The following is a 15,461-nucleotide window of genomic DNA, read 5'->3' as shown; positions in this document are numbered from 1 at the left end:
GAGGGCGCGCCATCCTCCCCCAGCCTTCACGGACGCCGCTTCATGCCCGCCGCTCCCGACTTCCCGCCCGCCCCCGACCGGGTCAAGCCGCAACGCGCCCTGATCTCCCTGTCCGACAAGGCCGGACTGGAAGACGCCGCCCGCACCCTGTACGACCTGGGCGTCGAACTGGTCTCGACCGGCGGCACCCGCGCGGCGATCGCGAAACTGGGCCTGCCGGTCAAGGACGTGGCCGACCTGACCGGCTTCCCCGAGATGATGGACGGCCGGGTCAAGACCCTGCACCCCGTGGTCCACGGCGGCCTGCTGGGCGTGCGCGACGCGGCCGACCACGCCCAGGCCATGACCGACCACGGCATCGGCGCCATCGATATCGTCTGGATCGACCTCTATCCGTTCGAATCCACGGTTGCTTCCGGCGGATCGTTCGAGGCGGCGGTCGAGAATATCGACATCGGCGGCCCGGCCATGATCCGCTCGGGCTCCAAGAACCACGGCTATGTCGCCGTCGCCGTCGACGGCGAGTCCATCGGCCTGATCCTTGAGGCGCTGAAGGCCGAGGGTTCGACCGATCTGGCCCTGCGTAAGCGGCTGGCCGCCCGCGCCTTCGCCCGCACCGCCGCCTATGACGCCGCCGTTTCCGGCTGGTTCGCCCAGCAGATTGAGGACGTCGCCCCGGCCCGCAAATCCATCGCCGGTTCTCTGGCTCAGACCCTGCGCTACGGCGAAAACCCGCACCAGACCGGCGCCTTCTACCGCACGGGCGAGCGCCGTCCGGGCGTGGCCTATGCGACCCAGATCCAGGGCAAGGAACTGGGCTACAACAATATCGCCGACGCCGACGCCGCCTATGAGTTGGTCGCCGAGTTCGAGGCCCCCGCCGTGGTCATCGTCAAACACGCCAACCCCTGCGGCGTGGCCGTGGGCAAGGACCTGTCGGAAGCCTATGCCCGCGCGCTGGAATGCGACGCCGTTTCCGCCTTCGGCGGCGTGATCGCGGTCAACCGCCCGCTGAACGGCGACGACGCCCGCGCCATCACCGGCATCTTCACCGAGGTGGTTATCGCCCCCGGCGCCGACGACGAAGCCAAGGCAGTCTTTGCTTCGAAGAAGAACCTGCGCCTGCTGATCACCGACGGCCTGCCGGACCCGCACGGACCGGGCGAAGTGTTCCGCTCGGTCGCCGGCGGCTTCCTGGTCCAAAGCCGCGACCGGTCGCTGATCAAGCCATCGGACCTGAAGATCGTCACCCAGCGCCAGCCGACCCCGACGGAGGTCCAGGACATGTTGTTCGCCTTCACCGTGGCCAAACACGTCAAGTCCAACGCCATCGTCTACGCCAAGGACGGCCAGACCGCCGGCATCGGCGCCGGCCAGATGAACCGCCGCGACAGCGCCCGCATCGCCGCCATCCGCGCCAAGGAAGCCGGAGAAGCCAAGGGCCTGACTCAGTCCCTGGCCGAGGGGTCGGCCTGCGCTTCGGAAGCCTTCTTCCCCTTCGCCGACGGCCTGCTGGAAGCGGTCGCGGCCGGCGCCTCGGCGGTGATCCAGCCTGGCGGCTCGATGCGCGACGCCGAAGTCATCGCCGCCGCCGACGAGAAGGGCATCGCCATGGCCTTCACTGGAGTCCGCGTTTTCCGACACTGAGGATCGAACAGGCATGATCCATATCGAGGACGCCGACCCCGACCATGCCGACGCCAAAGTCCTGATCGCCGCCCTGTCCCAGCGACTGGCGGCGATCACGGGCTCCAGCGGTCAGGCCTCGTTCGATGCGGACGATGTGCGCGGGCCCGGCGCCGCCTTCCTGCTGGCGCGCGACGAGCTGGGGCGGGCCATTGGCTGCGGCGCCCTGCGTCCGCTCCAGCCGGGCGTCGCCGAAATCAAACGCATGTATGCGGCGGTCGCCGGACAGGGCGTGGGTTCGGCCGTGCTCGCGGCCCTGGAGGCGAAGGCGAAAACCCTCGGCTATGCCGAAATCCGTCTGGAAACGCGCCGCGTCAACACGGTGGCCGTGGGCTTCTATCTCCGTGCCGGCTATCGCGAAATTCCGCCCTACGGCCGCTATGTCGGCCGACCGGAAGCCGTCTGTTTCGCCAAGCCAGTCGGATCGACTTCCGCCTAAGTTGACTGGACGCCCCCGGCGCGCCGTGATGGTCTGCGGCTCCCCCGTTTCTGGAGCCCTCCCATGACCACCCTGATCCGTCCCGAAGGCCAGACCCCCGATGATCTGAAGCTCAGCCGCCGGGCGGTGGGCGCCCTGGGGGGGCTGCTGTTCTCCGGCTATGCGGTCGCGGCCCTGGCCAAGGAGGCCCAGCCGATCACCACCGACGCGGCCGGGCTGGAGACGGCGGAGGTGACCTATCCGGCGCCGGACGGGTTCCAGTTGCCGGCCTATGTGGCGCGTCCGGCCGGAGACGGACCCTTCCCGGTCGTGATCGTCGTGTCTGAAATTTTCGGCGTCCACGCCTATATCAAGGACATCTGCCGTCGCCTGGCCAAACAGGGCTATGCCGCCATCGCCCCGGCCTTCTTCAACCGGGTCGAGGATCCAGCGCCCCTGGCCGACATGGGCCGGATCATCCAGATCGTCGGGGCGGCCAACTATGAACAGGTGATGGGCGACCTGTCGGCGACCCTGGAGTGGGCCAGCCAGCAGCTGTGGTCGCGCGACGGCAAGGTCGGGATCACCGGCTTCTGCTGGGGCGGCAAGGTGGTGTGGCAGGCGGCGGCGCGGTTCGCCGTCATCGGCGCCGGGGTGGCCTGGTACGGCCGTCTGGCCCCGGCTCCCGATGCGACCCCGGTTCAGGTCTCGTCGGGCCAGCCCTGGCCGGTCGATCTGGCCGCCGATCTGAAGGCGCCGGTTCTGGGCCTGTACGGCGGCAAGGACCAGGGCATTCCCTTGGCCAGTGTCGAACGGATGCGCGAGGCCCTGGCCCGCGCCGGCCAGACCGGAAGCCGGATCGTGGTCTATCCCGACGCGCCCCACGGCTTCCACGCCGACTATCGCGCCAGCTACGCTGAGGCCGACGCCAAGGACGGTTGGTCGAAACTGCTGGAGACCTTCGACAAATCTTTAAGAGGTTGAATTGTTCCTGATGTGACACACTGCGGCGGGCTGTGTGTCATGGAGGGGTGAAGGTGGCGAATTCTCAGTGGCGTAGGGCGGTCCTGCTGGGTGCAGGCCTGTTGTTCCTTCCCCTTGCGGCCTGTGGCGGCGGGGGAGGCGGCGGCGGTGGCGGCGGAACCACGACGCCGGTCGTGCCGCCCCCACCACCACCACCGCCTCCGCCACCCCCGCCACCTCCGCCCCCTTCGGTGACGTCGAGCGAATATCTGCGCAACTACGGCCTGGCCAATATGAAGGCCTCCGTCGCCTGGCAGGCCGGCGCGACCGGGAACGGCGTCACCGTCGCCGTGGTCGATTCCGGCGTCAGCAACAGCCAGGCGGATCTGGTCGGCCGCATCTCCAGCGCCTCGACCGACGTGGTCGCGGGCCGCAACACCCCCTATGTCGCCGACGACAGTCACGGCACCCTGGTGTCCGGGGTCATCGCCTCGAACTTCAACGGCCTGGGCTCGATCGGCGTCGCCTATGAATCGACCATTCTGTCGATCCGCACCGACATTTCGGAGTGCGACGACGAAGACGATGACGTCTGTTTCAGCGGTTCGGACCTGGTCCGGGCCCTGGACTTCGCCGTGGCCAACGGGGTCAAGATCATCAACATGTCCCTGGGCGGCGACGGCCGTCTCGGCTCGGCCTTCGAGGCGGCCCTGCTGCGCGCGGTCAACTCCGGCGCGGTGATCGTCGCCTCCTCCGGCAATGACGGCGAGGCCAACCCCGGCTGGCCCGCGCAGTATGCGGTGGACCCCCGGTTCGCCGGCGCCGTCATCGCCGTCGGCTCGCACGGCGAGACCAATCTGATGTCCGACTTCTCGAACCGCGCAGGGGTGACGGCCGCGGGCTATATCTCGGCGCCGGGCGAGGATGTCATCACCGGCTGCGACGGGACCAGCTGCTGGCGGATCAACGGCACCTCCTTCTCGGCGCCCCATGTCTCGGGCGCCCTGGCCCTGCTGATGGACGCCTTCCCCAATCTGACGGCGCGCGAGGCCCTGGCCATCGTGATCGATACGGCGCGCGACGCCGGGGACGCCGGGACCGACATCGTCTATGGCCGGGGCCTGCTGGACCTGGCCAACGCCTTCCGGCCCGTCGGGGCGACTTCCGTGCCGATGGCCGACGGCGCCTCCATCGTCGCCGAGACCGAGCCGGGCAGTTTCGTCGGCCCCGCCTTCGGCGACGCCTTCGCCCGCCAGACCGCCCTGGGGACCGTCCTGTTCGACGGCTATGATCGGATGTTCGCGGTCCAGCTGGGCGGGGCCTATCCGACGGCGCCCAGCCGCTCGTACCAGGCCGCCCCGTTCGAACCCAGCCGCACGGCGACGACCAGCCTGGCCCTGCCCAACGGCGGACGTCTGAACCTGACCGCCGCCCAGCCGGTCGAGGGACCAGAGCCCATCGCCCCGCGCCACGACCTGACCGACGCCCCCTGGCTGGGCGACGAGCCCCGGCAGGAGGCCATGCTGGACCTGGAAATGGGCCGGCTGAGCTTCGCCACATGGCAGGGTCGCGGCGGGGCGTCCTCGCCGTTCGACGGCGCGGCCGGCGACGGCTTCGCCGCCCTGGCCCAGGTCGATCATGCGATGCGGGGCGCCGTCCGGTTCGGCGCCCTGACCCTGGCGGCCGAGAGCGGCGGCGGCGACCGCCGCATGCCCCTGCGCCAGGTCGAGGAAGAGGCTTCGAGCTACAGTCGCGCCACCCTGGCCTGGCGCGGCGCCGACGGCGGCCTGTCGCTCAGCCTGGGCGCCCTGGACGAACGTCTGGGTCCGCTCGGCGCCTTCCTGCCGGGCGGATCGGACTTCGCCCTGCCGTCGCGGACAAGCTTCTATGCGGTCGGCGGCGACTGGAGCCTGCGGCCCGGCCTGGCCCTGATCGGCGAGGCCGGCCTGGGCGCGACCGAGAGCGAGGGGCGGTTCCTGTCCACCGACCAGGCGGCGATCAGCTCCAACTGGCGGCTGGGCCTGCTGACCGGCTGCGTCGTCCTGTGCGACCGGATCAGCTTCACCGTGTCACAGCCGCTGCGGATCGAGCGCGGGACCTTCTCGGCCTGGCTGGCCGATGTCCCGGTCGAGTATTTCGACCCCCTGACCTATTCGCGCCGCAGCTTCTCGGCCACGCCCAGCGGTCGTCAGATCGACTTCATCCTGGGCGGCGAGCGTCGCATGTGGGACGGCTCAAGCCTGTCGGTCCAGGCCGTCGCCAGCCGCGAACCCCGCCATGTCGCCGACGCGGCGCCCGAGTTCGCCCTGATCGGCGGGTGGCGGCGTCAGTTCTGAGGGGGGTGTTGGTGAGTAGTGCTAGTGAGCAAGGGGTGAGCGGTGCGTACAGGCACCGCAACTCACTTCTCGCTCACCTCTTGCTCATTCTTCACTTCGGCGGGGGGCGGCGTCAGTCCTGAGGTGAACGGGGTGAAAAGTGCTAGTGAGCGAGGGGTGAGCGGCGTGCACAAACACCGCAGCTCACCCCTCGCTCACGGCTTGCTCACTAATCACTAATCACTCCTCACGTCCAGACGATCAGGCCTTGCCGTCGAAGGCGTGGGTCTCGGGCTCCGGCGCCGCGCCATAGGGATTGGCGGCCTGCGCGCCCGACCCCTTGGCCGCGACCACGACCATGGCTGGGCGGATGGTGCGGCCGAACAGTTCGAAGCCGGACTGCATGGTCTGGAGCACGGCGCCGCCCGGAACCGAGTCCGACAGCTGTTCGATCATGGCCTGGTGCAGGTGGGGATTGAAGGCCTCGCCGGCCTCGGGGGCGACGCGCTTCAGCCCATTGGTCTCGAACGCCTGCAACAGGGCCTTCTGGGTCATTTCCAGGCCGGTCACCAGGGCGACGGTCGGGCCGTCGGTCTCCTTGGGCGCGGCCATCAGGGCGCGTTCCAGATTGTCGGCCACGCCCAGCAGGTCCTTGGCGAAGCGCTGGATGGCGAAGGCGCGGGCGTCGTTCTGCTGCGTCTCGGCGCGCCGCTTCAGGTTCTCCATCTCGGCGGCGACGCGCAGGGCGCGGTCCTTCCACTCGTCACGCTCGGCGATGACGGCGTCCAGCGGCGCCAGATCATCTGACGGCTGGGCGTCCAGGCCGTGTTCGGCGTTCATTTCCGCCATGTCGGCGTCCAGTTCATTGAAATCGTCGTTATGGGGCGTGTCGCTCACTTGTCGTTCCCGTCCAGCATCCGGCCCAGCACCCGGGCGGTATAGTCCACCAACGGAATGACACGGGCGTAGTTCAACCTAGCGGGGCCTATCACGCCGATGGCGCCCAGAACCCGCTGTCGGCCGCTCATATAGGGCGCCGCGATCACGGCGGAACCCGAAAGTGAAAACAACCGCGTTTCGGCGCCGATGAAAATTCGCACGCCTTGCGCCGCATCGACCCCGTCCAGCAGGCCGATCAGCTGTTCCTTCTGCTCCAGATCGTCGAACAGGACCCGCACCCGCTCCAGATCCGCCAGCCCCTCGCCGTCCTGCAACAGGTTGGCGCGGCCCCGCACGATCAGGGCGCGCTCGCGGTCCGGCCCGCCGGACCAGGCGGCGAACCCGTCCTCGACCAGGCGGGCGGCGGTCTGGTCCAGTTCGCGCCGCGCGATCTCCAGCTCCTGGGTCATTTCGCGCTTGGCGTCGGCGAAAGGCCGGCCGCGCAGGCGGGCGTTGAGGAAGTTGGAGGCCTCGACCAGGGTCGAGGGCGTGACCCCGGCCGCCAGGGTCATGATCCGGTTCTCCACCGTGCCGTCGTCGGCGACGATGACCGCCAGGGCCTGATCCCCGCCCAGGGCGACGAATTCGACATGTTTGACGCCGGATTCGCGCACCGGGCTGGAGACCACGCCCGCGCCGCCCGCCAGGCCCGACAACAGGTTCGACGCCTCGTCCAGGGCGGATTCGAAATTCCGCCCCCGCCCGGCCAGCCGCCCGTCGATCTCGCGCCGCTCCTCCTTCGTCAGGTCGCCGATCTCCAGCAGGCCGTCGACGAACAGGCGCAGGCCCGCATGGGTCGGGATCCGCCCCGACGACGTATGGGGCGAGGCCAGCAGCCCGGCCAGGGTCAGGTCCTGCATCGTATTGCGGATCGAGGCCGGCGACAGGGCGATCCCGCCCAGCGACAGGGTGCGCGACCCGACCGGCTCGCCCGTCTCCAGATAGGATTCGACGATCCGCCGGAAGATGTCGCGCGCGCGCGCGTCCAGGCCGGCCAGCCCGGCGAAAGCCATGCTTTGGGACTGGGCGCCGTCGAACGGCGGGGTTTTGGGGGCATACAGGCTCACGGTTTCAGGATAAGCAGCGCCGCCTCAGCTTCCAAGGACTCATCTCATGCGCCATTCGCAACGCACCGACGACCAGCTGCGTCCCGTGACCATCGAGACCGGCGTCAACCGCTATGCCGAGGGCTCGTGCCTGATCACCTTCGGCCATACGAAGGTTCTGGTGACGGCCTCGGTCGAGGAGAGCATCCCCGGCTGGATGCGCGGCAAGGGCCAGGGCTGGGTCACGGCCGAATACGGCATGCTGCCCCGCGCCACCCACACCCGCGGCCGGCGCGAGGCCGCCGCCGGCAAACAGACGGGCCGGACGCAGGAAATTCAGCGCCTGATCGGCCGCAGCCTGCGCGCCGTCGTCGATCTGAAGGCCCTGGGCGAGCGTCAGGTGGTGCTGGACTGCGACGTCATCCAGGCCGACGGCGGCACCCGCACCGCCTCCATCACCGGCGCCTGGGTCGCCATGGCCTCGGCCCTCAACTATCTGCGTGACGAAGGCGTGCTGAAGTCCGACCCGATCCTGGACCAGGTGGCGGCGGTGTCGTGCGGCGTCTGCGACGGCGTGCCGGTGCTGGACCTGGACTATGAAGAGGATTCCGAGGCCGAAGCCGATTCCAACTTCGTCCTGACCGGCGCGGGCCAGATCGTCGAGGTCCAGGCCACCGGCGAGAAGCGCGGCTTCTCCCGCGCCGAGTTCGACCGCCTCTTCTCCCTGGCCGAGATCGGCTGCACCGAACTGTTCGCCCTGCAAAAGGCGGCGCTGGAGGCAGTGCGCCGCTAAGGGCGCCAACCTCCGCACCCGCGTCAGCCGACGCGGGGCGACTTCAGGCGGCGCTTGTTCGAATGGGTGGGCGGCGCCGCCCCCAGGTCCTCGGGCACCTCGCCCTTGAAGTAGTAGCGCTGCCAGGCCTCCTTGGCCGCGTCCGGATCGCCGCCGGCCAGCCGCTGGTTGAAATCGGTGCGGGCGCGGTTCCAAGCCTCGAACTGGCCCTTCATCACCGGGTTGGACTCCAGGGTGCGGATCACCGGCTGGAACTGTTCGACCTTCTTGTGCTCAATCAGATTGATGAAGCAGAAGGGCTCGCCCTTCTCGAACGTAATCCGGCCCGGCCGGGTGAAGATCCAGTTCATCGTGAAGGGGAAGGGCAGCCAGTCGGTCTCGATCAGGCCGACCAGGGGCTGGATCCCGTCCTTCAGGTGATTGGGCGACCCCGAACACATCATCCCCCAGCCCGGCGGCGTGCGGAACAGATACTGCGGGTGCATGGTCAGCACCCCGCGCGAAAAGTGCGAGGTGACGAAATGGGCCAGGTCGTGCTGGGGCCGGTCGGGCGTGATGACGATGTCTTCCTGACGCGGCCCGCCGTTCCACTCGGCCGAGAAGCCGAACGGGCACAGAATCTCCCACCCGGTGGTGTTGGCCATGTTCAGCGGCAGGCAGCGATAGGGGTGGCGGCTGATGAAGGCGTCCATCCAGTTGCGCGACTGGCGGCCGGGCACCAGATCCGGCGGCCGGGCCGTCATCGGATAGCATTCCAGTTCCAGCGGGCGCGTCTGCACGGTATCGACCATGGAACCGTTCCTAACGCCGCAAACGCGACTGCTCAACCATGACGCCAGACTCCGTCCATGCCCCCGCCTTCGACCGTGACGCCCTGACCGCCTGGCTGACCGAGAACGACGTGGCCCACACGACCCACGACCACCCGGCCGTCTTCCGCGTCGAGGAAGGCCTGGACCTCAAGGCCGACCTGCCCGGCGCCCACACCAAGAACCTGTTCCTGAAGGACCACAAGGGCCGCCTCTGGCTGATCTCGGCCCGCCAGGACACGGTCATCGACCTGAAACGCGCCGCCGTCGCGATGGGGTCAGGCCGCTTGTCGTTCGGCGCCGAGACCCTGATGTTCGACACCCTGGGCGTCCGCCCCGGTTCGGTCACGGCCCTAGGCCTGATCAACGACACGGACCGCCGCGTCACCTTCGTCCTGGACCGCCGCCTGTGGGACGCCGACATCGTCAACTTCCACCCCCTGACCAATACGGCGACGACGGCCCTGGCACAGACGGCGTTCCGGCGGGTGTTGGCGCTGCTGGGGCGGGAGCCGGTGGTGGTGGATTTCGGGGCGTTGGGGTGAGAGGTGGAACGTTGCAGGTTTCAAGTCGGCATGGCAGCTTCAACGGGTGAAGCTGATTTTGTCCTTGTTCGGCATCTGGGTGACGCCGGTCTGTTTCAGCGGCGGCAAAATCCTGCTTCCCGAGTTCGGTCATGAAATTCCGCTCGCCCTGCTAAACCGCTTCATCAGCGGCGGAGGCGCCAGGAATTTCCGATACACGTCAGACTTCAAAACCTTGTCTGCCAGATTCGAGTGGCAAGGCCATTCGTTCAACTATTGGACTGACGACTGGGGCGGGGCCCAAATAGACGGTGATGCGTCTGCTCTGCCCGTTCTTTTTGAGGCGCTTGCGCGCTCGCCCCGTACGAAGGTTCAGGACATATGAGCTGGTCAGAAAGATTGAGCCCATGACCTTCCGGTCCGACCCGGCTCTCTACCTCATTGTCGGCGGGTTCCTTCTCACTGCGGGCCTGACATTCCGTTTCGGTATTCGCGGACTGGCGGGCTCGGCAGTAGCATTGATCTTGGCCACCATAGTCTGGTGGCTCTACGGCGTCGGAGAGGCCCTGATGCGTGACGACGGCGCGTCTGAAAGCTCTCGTTTCGCCATCTGGGCCGGACTACTGATGGGCGTTCCGCTGATCCTGCTCTTCTGTGCGATCGGAGGCTCAGTCGGCGCGGTGCTCGGCCTGACGTCTCGGCGGCTTGTACAGAAGCAGACGATAAAGAACTTTTCCGCACCGGACTAAGCTCCCGGTTACGCCATTCTGTCTACTCCCTGCTTGCGGGATGAAAAGAGCGGCGCCCGCTCCGCCGTCTGGCCCATCCCATCCTAATTTTCTCGTCGAAGCGTCGCCTTTTCAACGTCCTGACCCTTTGATCCGCCCGCGAACCCACCACGCCTCAAAACCGTGCGACACTCCCCGCACGGTCTTTGAAAACTGAATCCCCCCTGCCGGCCACGCATCTCCCGCCGCCCCGCGAAGAATAGACGAAAATAGACTCCATTTTTTTTCGAGTGGATTCCGTCTATTTCCGTCCTCGCGGCCCCTTCGTCGCTTGATGCCGAGGCGTCCCGACGCCACAGCCTCGACCAACCTGCGCCGCGCCATGTTTGGCACGTTTGGCGCCTTGGCACGGTGTTTTCGCGCCATTTGCGCCAGAACGAGCGACCCGTCTTTCGTTCCTCCGGGCGCCCCGCAGCCAATTCGCCGCTTGATGCCGAGGCGTCCCGACGCCATCTGGTCCATTACGACCTTCGAGCCTGCACGGACCCATCATGACCCTGATCGACCCGACCCTTTCCGCCAACCGCTCCGGCGACGACCTGATCAAGGAAGGCACGGACGCCTCCTTCATGACCGATGTCATCGAGGCGTCGAAGCATCAGCCGGTCATCGTCGACTTCTGGGCCACCTGGTGCGGCCCGTGCCGGACCCTGGGCCCGGCGCTGGAGAAGGCCGTGCGCGCCGCCAAGGGGGCGGTGAAGATGGTCAAGATCGATGTGGACGCCAATCCGGCCTATGCGGGTCAGTTGCGGGTGCAGTCGATCCCCACCGTCTACGCCTTCGTCAACGGCCAGCCGGTGGACGGCTTCCAGGGCGCCATCCCCGACAGCCAGATCAAGGCCTTCATCGACAAGCTGACCGGCGGGGCCGGCGGCTCGACCGAGACGACGCAACTGCTGGAGCTGGGCGAGGAGTCGCTGGGCCTCAACGACTTCGGCGGCGCGGCCCAGGCCTTTGCCCATGTCCTGTCGATCGAACCCGAGAACGAGAAGGCCATCGCCGGCATGGCGCGGGTCTATCTGGCCAACGGCGATCCTGAGCAGGCGTTGCAGACCATCGCCATGGCCCCCCAGGACTCCAAGGAGCCGACGGTCCAGAGCGTGCGCGCCCAGCTGGCCCTGGCCGCCAAGGCCCCGACGGGGGCCTTCGCCGAGCTCGAAGCCAGGGTCGCGGCCGACCCGACCGACCACCAGGCCCGTTTCGACCTGGCGGAGGCGCAAAGCGCGGCCGGCGACTTCAAGGGCGCGGTCGACAATCTGCTGGCCATCATCCAGGCTGATCGCGAATGGAACGAACAGGCGGCGCGCAAACAGCTGCTGGTCATCTTCGACGCCGCCGGCGTCAGTTCCGACGTGTCCAAGGACGGCCGGCGCCGCCTGTCGTCCATCCTGTTCTCTTAAGCGTTAAACCGCCGGCCTCAAGTAGCCCGAAGGGCGATAGGCCAAGCAACAACGGCCTCATGTAGCCCGAAGGGCGATAGGCCCAAGGAGAGAAGATGCCCCAGGGCTATGTGCGCGCTTTGGACCTGCCCCAGGTGATCCCGGTGTTTCCGCTGGGCGGGACCATTCTGCTGCCGCGCGGGCAACTGCCGCTGAACATCTTCGAGCCGCGCTATCTGAACATGGTGGACGACGCCATGGCCGGGGACCGGATCATCGGCCTGATCCAGCCCAGAGGCGGAAACCCGGCCCAGCCCGGCCTGTCGCCGGTCGGTTGCGCCGGGCGGATCACCAGTTTCGCCGAGACCTCGGACGGCCGCTATCTGATCACCCTGACCGGGGTGTCGCGGTTCCGCATCGCCGCCGAACTGCCGTCCAAGGCGCCCTATCGCCAGGTGCGCGCGGCCTTTGACGCCTATGAGGACGACCTGGCGCCCCCGCCGGAAGAGCCGGACTTCGACCGCCACGCCTTCCTCGACGCCCTGCGCGCCTATATGACCCACCGCCTGCTGGACATCGACTGGGACACCGCCGAGACCGCGCCGATGGAGGCCCTGGTCAACAGCCTGTCGATGGCCCTGCCGTTCGAACCGGCCGAGAAACAGGCCCTGCTGGAGGCCATGGGCCTGATGCCCCGCGCCGAAGCCCTGACCGCCCTTCTCCGCATCGACGCCGCCGACGCCGGTGACGACGCCGCGCCGTCGATCCAGTAGCGCGATGCGACGAGCCACCCTACAACCGCCTCAAGTAGCGCCAGCGCGATAGGCCCAAAAAATGAGTGACGCCTTCAACACCCCCGTTTCCGTCGATCCCCGCCTGCTCGAGGTGCTGGTCTGCCCGGTCACGCGCGGCAAGCTGACCTACGACCGCGACGCGGGCGAGCTGATCTCGGCCGGGGCCAAACTGGCCTATCCGATCCGCGAAGGCGTGCCGATCATGCTGGCCGAGGAAGCCCGTCCGCTGGGCTAGATTTCCCCGTCCCTTCCGCCCGTCATCCTCGCCCTTGTGGCGAGGATCCATACCCCCGGTTCCTGTCGTGACCCCCGGTCTCGACGGAGCATATGGACCCGTTCATGCTGAAAATCGCCATCCAGATGGACCCGATCGAGGCCGTCGACATCGCCGGGGACACCAGCTTCCTTATGGCCGAGACGGCCCAGGCGCGTGGACACCGGCTGTGGGTCTATGATTTCCGCACCCTGGCCCTGGAGGAGGGCCGTCTCTACTGCCGCGCCCGGCCGATCACCGTGCGACGCGCGGTCGGCAACCACGTCGATTTCGGCGACTGGGTGCGACTGGACCTGGCCGAGGACGTGGACGTCATCCTGATGCGCCAGGATCCGCCGTTCGACATGGCCTATGTCACCGCCACCTATCTGCTGGAGACGGTCCATCCGAAGACCCTGGTCGTCAACGACCCGGCCCAGGTGCGTTCGGCGCCTGAGAAGCTGCTCGTCACCGCCTTCCCCGGGCTTCAGCCCCCGACCCTGATCTCGGCCGACCCCGTCGCCCTGACCGCCTTCCATCAGAAGCACGGCGAGGTGGTGCTGAAGCCCTTGCACGGCAACGGCGGTTCGGGCGTGGTCAAGCTGCGCGCCGACGATCCCAATCTGGACGCCCTGATCGAGATCCACGCCGCCGGCAGCCGCGATCCCCTGGTGATCCAGAAATTCATCCCCGCCGTGTCCAAGGGCGACAAGCGGATCATCCTGATCGACGGCGAGCCGGTGGGCGCCATCAACCGCGTCCCGGCGGCCGGCGCCGTGCGCTCCAACCTGCACGTCGGCGGCACCGCCATGCCGGTCGAGCTGACCTCGCGCGACCTGGAGATCTGCGCCGCCATCGGCCCGACCCTGAGGGAACGCGGCCTGATCTTCGTCGGCATCGACGTGATCGGCGACTATCTGACCGAGATCAACGTCACCTCCCCCACCGGCGCCCAGCAGCTGAAGACCTTCACGGGCGTCGACGCCACCGCCCTGATGTGGGACGTGATCGAGAAGAAGCGCGCCGCACAGGTTGCGTAAACGCCCCTTGCGCTAGAACAAGGTTCATGCTTCGTTCTCTCCAGCGGAGGGAACGCCATGGTCGCGCGGGTTGTCACGGTCGCCTTTGATGGAGTGGAGGCCCGGCGCGTGGATGTCGAGGTCCAGCTGGTCGGCCAGGATCAGCAGACGGTCTTCACCATCGTCGGCCTGCCGGACAAGGCCGTGGCCGAAAGCCGCGAACGGGTGCGGGGCGCCTTCGCCGGCATCGGCCTGGCCCTGCCGTCGCGGCGGATCATCGCCAATCTGGCCCCGGCCGACCTGCCCAAGGAGGGCAGTCATTTCGACCTGCCCATCGCCCTGGCCCTGATGGCGGCCATGGGAGTGATCGCGCCCGACGCCCTGGACGGCTGGGCCGCCATCGGCGAGCTGGGGCTGGACGGACAGATCGCACGGGTGGGCGGCGCACTGCCGGCCGCCGTGGCCGCCGACGCCATGGGCCTGGGCCTGATCTGTCCCGAAGCCACGGGGCCGGAGGCGGCCTGGGCCGGCGGGGCGCGCATCCTGGCGCCGCGTTCGCTGATCGCCCTGGTCAATCACTTCAAGGGAAGCCAGATCCTGCGCGCGCCCGAGCCCGGTCCCCTGGCCAGCGGCAAGGCCGTGCCCGACCTGCGCGAGGTCAAGGGTCAGGAGGGCGCCAAGCGGGCGCTGGAGATCGCCGCGGCGGGCGGCCACAACCTGCTGTTCATCGGCCCGCCGGGGTCGGGCAAGTCGATGATGGCGCAACGCCTGCCCGGCCTCCTGCCGCCCCTGACCTCGCAGGAGCTGCTGGAGACCTCGATGGTCTGGTCGGTCGCCGGCCTGATCGAGCGGGGCGCGCTGAACCGGGATCGGCCTTTTCGAAGCCCGCACCATTCCGCCTCGATGGCGGCCCTGACCGGCGGGGGGCTGCGGGCCAAGCCGGGCGAGGCGTCCCTGGCCCACAACGGCGTCCTGTTCCTGGATGAACTGCCCGAGTACAGCGCCCAGGCCCTGGATTCGCTGCGCGCGCCCTTGGAGACGGGCGAGATCGTGGTGGCGCGGGCCAACGCCCATATCCGCTATCCGGCCCGGTTCCAGCTGGTGGCGGCGATGAACCCCTGTCGCTGCGGCATGGGCGGGGCAGGGCGGGGGGCTTGCGGCAAGGCCCCGCGCTGTCAGCGCGACTATCAGAACCGGGTGTCCGGCCCGATGTTCGACCGCATCGACCTGACGGTCGAGACCCCGCCCGTCACCGCCGCCGACATGACCCTGCCGCCCCCGCCCGAAGGCACGGCCGAGGCCAAGGCCCGCGTCGCCGCCGCCCGCGCCCAGCAAGAGGAACGGGTGCGCGCGGCGGGGCTGGACCCGGCCCAGGGCCTGAACGCCCGCGCGTCCGGCGACACCCTGGACCGGTTCGCCACCCCCGACGAGGCGGGGCGGATGCTGCTGATGCGGGCAGGCGAGGCCGGTGGGCTGACGGCGCGGGGCTGGACCCGGACCCTGCGGCTGGCCCGCACCATCGCCGATCTGGACGGCTGCACCGGGGTTCTGCGCCGCCACATCGCCGAGGCCCTGATCTATCGCCGCAACACCGTCGGCGCCGAGGCCGACTTCAGCCGTCGCCAGGCCCATCGCGGCGAAGCCTCTGAGATCCGCGAGGCGGAAACGGACCAAGCGCCCTTCCTCTATTCGTGAGGCCGCCATCCGGACCGCCCGGCCCGTAAGGAGAGAAGAA

Annotated in this window: 16 protein-coding genes; 13 read left to right on the top strand and 3 right to left on the bottom strand. The window is 68.5% G+C overall.

Translation table 11 applies throughout. The features are described from left to right. Nucleotides 1–42 precede the first annotated feature (42 nt). From purH to OU998_RS00780, 4 genes are all read left to right on the top strand, one after another. Nucleotides 43–1,647, top strand: a complete 1,605-nt coding sequence (gene purH, locus OU998_RS00795; protein ID WP_267514956.1) for a bifunctional phosphoribosylaminoimidazolecarboxamide formyltransferase/IMP cyclohydrolase — start codon at nucleotides 43–45, stop codon at nucleotides 1,645–1,647. Between the two features lie 13 nt (nucleotides 1,648–1,660). Continuing rightward, nucleotides 1,661–2,125, top strand: a complete 465-nt coding sequence (locus tag OU998_RS00790) for a GNAT family N-acetyltransferase (protein WP_267514955.1) — start codon at nucleotides 1,661–1,663, stop codon at nucleotides 2,123–2,125. 63 nt (nucleotides 2,126–2,188) lie between these two features. After that, nucleotides 2,189–3,088: a dienelactone hydrolase family protein gene (locus tag OU998_RS00785; RefSeq protein ID WP_267514954.1), complete on the top strand. Its 900-nt coding sequence runs from the start codon at nucleotides 2,189–2,191 to the stop codon at nucleotides 3,086–3,088. A gap of 230 nt (nucleotides 3,089–3,318) precedes the next feature. Further along, a complete protein-coding gene (locus tag OU998_RS00780) occupies nucleotides 3,319–5,403 on the top strand; it encodes a S8 family peptidase (RefSeq protein WP_267514953.1) in 2,085 nt (694 codons plus the stop codon). Nucleotides 5,404–5,643: 240 nt separating this feature from the next. Here OU998_RS00780 and grpE read toward each other — a convergent pair whose 3' ends face one another. Further along, nucleotides 5,644–6,222 carry a nucleotide exchange factor GrpE gene (grpE, locus tag OU998_RS00775; protein WP_420709824.1) on the bottom strand — a complete coding sequence of 193 codons (579 nt, stop codon included), beginning with the start codon at nucleotides 6,220–6,222 and terminating at the stop codon, nucleotides 5,644–5,646. Nucleotides 6,223–6,275: 53 nt separating this feature from the next. Further along, nucleotides 6,276–7,334: a heat-inducible transcriptional repressor HrcA gene (hrcA, locus tag OU998_RS00770; RefSeq protein WP_267516667.1), complete on the bottom strand. Its 1,059-nt coding sequence runs from the start codon at nucleotides 7,332–7,334 to the stop codon at nucleotides 6,276–6,278. A 100-nt stretch (nucleotides 7,335–7,434) separates the two neighbouring features. Between hrcA and rph the strand changes: the two genes are divergently transcribed. Continuing rightward, nucleotides 7,435–8,160 carry a ribonuclease PH gene (gene rph, locus OU998_RS00765; RefSeq protein ID WP_267514951.1) on the top strand — a complete coding sequence of 242 codons (726 nt, stop codon included), beginning with the start codon at nucleotides 7,435–7,437 and terminating at the stop codon, nucleotides 8,158–8,160. 23 nt (nucleotides 8,161–8,183) lie between these two features. Here the strand turns inward: rph and OU998_RS00760 are convergent, their stop codons facing one another. Further along, nucleotides 8,184–8,951 (bottom strand): DUF6065 family protein, encoded by a 768-nt coding sequence (locus OU998_RS00760; RefSeq protein ID WP_267514950.1) that lies wholly within the window; start codon nucleotides 8,949–8,951, stop codon nucleotides 8,184–8,186. Between the two features lie 38 nt (nucleotides 8,952–8,989). Between OU998_RS00760 and OU998_RS00755 the strand changes: the two genes are divergently transcribed. From OU998_RS00755 to OU998_RS00720, 8 genes are all read left to right on the top strand, one after another. After that, complete coding sequence (locus tag OU998_RS00755; protein WP_267514949.1) at nucleotides 8,990–9,514, top strand: prolyl-tRNA synthetase associated domain-containing protein; 525 nt, start codon at nucleotides 8,990–8,992, stop codon at nucleotides 9,512–9,514. A gap of 46 nt (nucleotides 9,515–9,560) precedes the next feature. Next, nucleotides 9,561–9,878 carry a hypothetical protein gene (locus OU998_RS00750; RefSeq protein WP_267514948.1) on the top strand — a complete coding sequence of 106 codons (318 nt, stop codon included), beginning with the start codon at nucleotides 9,561–9,563 and terminating at the stop codon, nucleotides 9,876–9,878. Nucleotides 9,879–9,900: 22 nt separating this feature from the next. Beyond that, on the top strand, nucleotides 9,901–10,242 hold the full coding sequence (locus tag OU998_RS00745) for a hypothetical protein (RefSeq protein ID WP_267514947.1): 342 nt from the start codon (nucleotides 9,901–9,903) through the stop codon (nucleotides 10,240–10,242). A gap of 530 nt (nucleotides 10,243–10,772) precedes the next feature. Next, nucleotides 10,773–11,681: a thioredoxin gene (gene trxA / locus OU998_RS00740; protein WP_267514946.1), complete on the top strand. Its 909-nt coding sequence runs from the start codon at nucleotides 10,773–10,775 to the stop codon at nucleotides 11,679–11,681. Nucleotides 11,682–11,776: 95 nt separating this feature from the next. Next, entirely contained in the window at nucleotides 11,777–12,433 is a 657-nt protein-coding gene (locus tag OU998_RS00735) for an LON peptidase substrate-binding domain-containing protein (protein ID WP_267514945.1), read from the top strand. A 61-nt stretch (nucleotides 12,434–12,494) separates the two neighbouring features. Beyond that, a complete protein-coding gene (locus tag OU998_RS00730; protein WP_267514944.1) occupies nucleotides 12,495–12,689 on the top strand; it encodes a Trm112 family protein in 195 nt (64 codons plus the stop codon). A 104-nt stretch (nucleotides 12,690–12,793) separates the two neighbouring features. Then, nucleotides 12,794–13,747 carry a glutathione synthase gene (gene gshB, locus OU998_RS00725; protein WP_267514943.1) on the top strand — a complete coding sequence of 318 codons (954 nt, stop codon included), beginning with the start codon at nucleotides 12,794–12,796 and terminating at the stop codon, nucleotides 13,745–13,747. Between the two features lie 57 nt (nucleotides 13,748–13,804). After that, nucleotides 13,805–15,421, top strand: a complete 1,617-nt coding sequence (locus OU998_RS00720; RefSeq protein WP_267514942.1) for a YifB family Mg chelatase-like AAA ATPase — start codon at nucleotides 13,805–13,807, stop codon at nucleotides 15,419–15,421. Nucleotides 15,422–15,461 lie beyond the last annotated feature (40 nt).

This window comes from Brevundimonas sp. SL130 (assembly GCF_026625805.1).
Lineage (GTDB): Bacteria > Pseudomonadota > Alphaproteobacteria > Caulobacterales > Caulobacteraceae > Brevundimonas.
This window is presented reverse-complemented; position numbering and strand designations above follow the sequence as displayed.

Bases quoted from the DNA above. Each gene is read 5' to 3' on its own strand.
- purH (WP_267514956.1), top strand. From the start codon at position 43: ATGCCCGCCGCTCCCGACTTCCCGCCCGCCCCCGACCGGGTCAAGCCG.
- OU998_RS00790 (WP_267514955.1), top strand. From the start codon at position 1,661: ATGATCCATATCGAGGACGCCGACCCCGACCATGCCGACGCCAAAGTC.
- OU998_RS00785 (WP_267514954.1), top strand. From the start codon at position 2,189: ATGACCACCCTGATCCGTCCCGAAGGCCAGACCCCCGATGATCTGAAG.
- grpE (WP_420709824.1), bottom strand. From the start codon at position 6,222: ATGAACGCCGAACACGGCCTGGACGCCCAGCCGTCAGATGATCTGGCG.
- hrcA (WP_267516667.1), bottom strand. From the start codon at position 7,334: ATGGCTTTCGCCGGGCTGGCCGGCCTGGACGCGCGCGCGCGCGACATC.
- rph (WP_267514951.1), top strand. From the start codon at position 7,435: ATGCGCCATTCGCAACGCACCGACGACCAGCTGCGTCCCGTGACCATC.
- OU998_RS00760 (WP_267514950.1), bottom strand. From the start codon at position 8,951: ATGGTCGATACCGTGCAGACGCGCCCGCTGGAACTGGAATGCTATCCG.
- OU998_RS00755 (WP_267514949.1), top strand. From the start codon at position 8,990: ATGACGCCAGACTCCGTCCATGCCCCCGCCTTCGACCGTGACGCCCTG.
- OU998_RS00745 (WP_267514947.1), top strand. From the start codon at position 9,901: ATGACCTTCCGGTCCGACCCGGCTCTCTACCTCATTGTCGGCGGGTTC.
- trxA (WP_267514946.1), top strand. From the start codon at position 10,773: ATGACCCTGATCGACCCGACCCTTTCCGCCAACCGCTCCGGCGACGAC.
- OU998_RS00735 (WP_267514945.1), top strand. From the start codon at position 11,777: ATGCCCCAGGGCTATGTGCGCGCTTTGGACCTGCCCCAGGTGATCCCG.
- OU998_RS00730 (WP_267514944.1), top strand. From the start codon at position 12,495: ATGAGTGACGCCTTCAACACCCCCGTTTCCGTCGATCCCCGCCTGCTC.
- gshB (WP_267514943.1), top strand. From the start codon at position 12,794: ATGCTGAAAATCGCCATCCAGATGGACCCGATCGAGGCCGTCGACATC.
- OU998_RS00720 (WP_267514942.1), top strand. From the start codon at position 13,805: ATGGTCGCGCGGGTTGTCACGGTCGCCTTTGATGGAGTGGAGGCCCGG.